We start from the raw sequence: 2,717 nt of genomic DNA on the forward strand, positions 1-2,717 counted from the left end.
TTCGGCCTGCTTGAGAAAGCCAATGATCTGTTCTTCGGTGAATCTGCTCTTCTTCATGTCCGTCATTCTCCTTCAGTGACGGACTTCTCTCTACTTTTGATTGGTAAGGCCTAAGGGGAGCAGATCAAAGAACCGGAGGTTGTGGAAGAACTGCGAGCGGAAGCTCAATACCAGCTTGCAGTTCATCCATCTGGCTTTCTTAGCGATAGTGTTAAAAAGATTTTGAACAGGCTCTTAGAGTATCGCTTTCATTTTGGTGCCACCTCAGGGAGAGACGCACCACCTTTTATGATTTCTACCGCTTGAGCAAATCGCTTATGAAATGTCGACTCTGTCAAAGTGGTAAATGGATCAATCTGCACTCTTCGTTTTGTAATAGTTGTAATCTCCACGCTCTCAGGACCCAACTCTGTCACCCATGCCCCCATTACCGTTCCCTGGCTGAGCAAGTCAGCGCCTGAAGATGTAAGCATATACCCTTGCTCTTTAAATTCCTCAATCGCATCGCTCCCCTCCCAACGGAAAACGGTTTTTGCAATGAGCCACGCTTGATCAACCGGCACAGAATAAATCGCAGTCGTTCCTGCCCCTTTAATTTTTGCCTTCACCACATCGTTAGATGTGGCACACCCACCAAGCATCAATAACGTCATAACACCGGCCAGCCAGCCAAATCGCACACTCAGAATATATTTTAACATAGTTCACAAAGCCTATTTGAAAATTAATAAACAGCAAAATAACCCAAACAGATTAAATGTCAGCTATTGCTCTCAACACCCCGCTTACTCGTTATAGATATCAAAGACATTTACCTTATACTTTACTATCGCCCACCGTATAACCTCCCTCTCTCCTCTCGTCAAATAAACCCTCAGGGATTGACCGCTTGTACAAAGAGCGACTTCACATGCTCTTTTCGCAAGCACACATCTTTCATCCCTCTCTCCATCGTTGGACAACGACACGGCGTACAATATGCATGCGATATCCTTCCGAGAATAGCAATACCCATAACCAAGGCTAGTTGGCACAGTAACTACCCGCAATGACTTAACCCCGCCCAAACTACCCTTGACCAAGCCACACAGCAATATCAAATATAAAAATTTATAAAAAATAATATCGAGCACAAGAAAACCAAAAACATGCGGCCGCACATGGAATAAATATTAATATGAATAAATAAAATTTAATAAAAATAACAGCGCACCCCTGTTATCATTGACCGGCCACCACGACAACCTCACCCTTATGTCGAAAATACGCTAAACAACAAGGCTCCTGCGCATGATATACATTTTAGAAGAAGGCAAGGCTGTATATTTTCCTAATTTAAACACGATCCAGAACAACAATAGGCACCAAGTGATACTACGGCACGCGGAAAGCCTTCTGTTCAACTGCTTATTGAACGGAATTAATGAAAAGCGTGAAATCATTGACCACGTTTGGCCAAATACAATTGTCACAGAAGGCAGTTACCATAAATTAATATTTGAACTCAGAAAACAATTAACCGAAGTAGGAATTAGTCAAAACCAAATAAAAACCATACCAAGAAGAGGCTGCACTCTTACAGGGGAAATTCAAACACTGGAAGATCTCCGGTTTGACAATATTGAAGACTTCGACTGGTCTATAATCAACAAAAGTGATAACACAGAAAAAAAACCGAGTCAAAACACTTTACCTGACAAGCTACAGAACATTAAGAGCCAAGAAAAAAACACACCAAAAATCGCGATTTTATCTATCAAAAAAAGACAATTAATACTCCCCACTGTAAGCTTTCTCATCGGAGGTGCCATTTCGTGGGCTTATGATCACACTCACAAGACCATCTACCATGAGAAAAATGAAAAAGGAGGAAAAATCATATGGATAAGCTCAAAAAACAAAGATACACCCTACCACGAAGAACCATCGCTTATTTACGCTTATCAGTCCAAAAATATCGAAAGCTACTATATTTGCAAAAAAACAAAAAAAGAAACAGTAGAACCACACTGCACAAATCAAATTCAGCTTTATTAACAGCATTTCTATGCTTTACATTTGCATACCCAGGATTTTACTTGTTCAATTTTTTAAGTACAAGCGACCTAGAATGCCAATCCGAAATAGACCACTTAAAACTAAAAAAAAGAAAAAGCAACGAAGTTACTTTAACAGGAAGAATAAATCTAGACATGGCCGCCAAAAATATTTCTCTTTACTTTGACTCGAGCACTGATGAACATATATCTCGTAGCGCACGAATAACCCCGATCAGAAACTGGCTTGGCTCCATTTATGCAGTTCGCGTAGACTCGTTAAGCATTTCTCCGGATGAAACGGGCTCCATTGGCTATGACTACAACCTACTAAGATCCGAGTCGATTTATAGAGTAAAGATCACACATATAGACAAAAATATTGCCATGTATCGTCTCGGCCAATTTTCTCTATTTTGCGAAAAAAAATAACCTCCATATTCAGAAAATCTGATTATAGATTGGCGCTGTTGCACAAATCCGCCCGTCCCGCAACCAAGCCCTGATCCAACGCGGCTCTCTGTCCGTCTGGCTGAACACGAGCATGTCATGGTAGGCGACACCACGGGGCAAGCGCGGACGGACGCAGACCTATAGCGATGTGGCTATTCAATTCTGTTTGACTATCAAGAACCTGTTTGGACTACCTTTGCGGCAGACCATCGGTTTCCTCCAAAGTCT

The 2,717-nt window shown here is 41.6% G+C and carries 2 protein-coding genes and 2 pseudogenes; 3 read left to right on the plus strand and 1 reads right to left on the minus strand.

Annotated features, from left to right (window positions below; genetic code table 11):
* Positions 1–127 precede the first annotated feature (127 nt).
* Positions 128–226 (plus strand): annotated as a pseudogene (locus tag B0T39_RS26595) (IS5/IS1182 family transposase); the annotation flags it as partial.
* A gap of 22 nt (positions 227–248) precedes the next feature.
* Here B0T39_RS26595 and B0T39_RS24535 read toward each other — a convergent pair.
* Positions 249–701 carry a hypothetical protein gene (locus tag B0T39_RS24535; RefSeq protein ID WP_217806340.1) on the minus strand — a complete coding sequence of 151 codons (453 nt, stop codon included), beginning with the start codon at positions 699–701 and terminating at the stop codon, positions 249–251.
* A 589-nt stretch (positions 702–1,290) separates the two neighbouring features.
* On the opposite strand from B0T39_RS24535, the gene B0T39_RS25415 reads away from it, so the two are divergent.
* Entirely contained in the window at positions 1,291–2,037 is a 747-nt protein-coding gene (locus B0T39_RS25415; RefSeq protein WP_141111401.1) for a winged helix-turn-helix domain-containing protein, read from the plus strand.
* 459 nt (positions 2,038–2,496) lie between these two features.
* A pseudogene (locus tag B0T39_RS24540) lies at positions 2,497–2,717 on the plus strand (transposase); the annotation flags it as partial.

Origin of the sequence: Chromobacterium haemolyticum (assembly GCF_002081825.1) — a bacterium.
In the GTDB taxonomy this organism is placed as follows: domain Bacteria; phylum Pseudomonadota; class Gammaproteobacteria; order Burkholderiales; family Chromobacteriaceae; genus Chromobacterium; species Chromobacterium fluminis.